The organism is Haloferax profundi (assembly GCF_001469865.1).
Taxonomy (GTDB): Archaea; Halobacteriota; Halobacteria; order Halobacteriales; family Haloferacaceae; genus Haloferax; species Haloferax profundi.
On sequence record NZ_LOPV01000464.1, the window covers coordinates 1 to 633 of the forward strand.

Here is a 633-nt window from a genome sequence, read left to right on the forward strand (position 1 = left end):
CAGATCACCAACGACCGCTACGCAGACTACAACCCAGTCGTGGCTGGGAACGAGACATCAGCGCTGACTGCGTTCACTTCGTTCACGAAAACGTTCAACGAAAGCATCGTGAGTGGACCAAGTGACCTCTTCGCTCACGGAGAGGTTAGAATCGCGACGCACAATACGTCACAGACTGGATGGTCGGAACCAACAACGATTACGAACAACGACGTGTTGGACTTCCAGCCAACTGTTGCGCATACCAATGGCACCACCCTCATTGCATGGGAGCAGGATGTCGATGGCAACATCAGCACCTGGGAGGACCGACGGGTGCAGTATGTGACCTATGACGGTCAGCTGGGTGATGTCCATACGATCGAGACGGCTCGCACACCAGTGGTGTCGGCTACCAATGAGACGTTCACACTCGCCGTGCTCAAGATGAACACCACTGCGACAGACGGTGTCATAGAGACACGAGAAATCGAGACGACCGGCGCAGTTCGAACAACGCGTTCGGCGGCGGTATCGCATATGGCCGCACTCGACTCGACCAACGGAACGGTTGCCTGGATTGATGGTGCAGCAGCCACGCCGCTGCATCTGGACAATGGGTCAGTTGTGTCGACCGTGCCACTTTCAGCGAAT

Annotated in this window: 1 protein-coding gene; it reads left to right on the top strand. The window is 56.1% G+C overall.

Annotated elements, in window-relative coordinates:
• Nucleotides 1-633 (top strand): hypothetical protein (locus AUR66_RS22170; protein WP_197409810.1); only part of this gene is annotated, 633 nt, incomplete at both ends.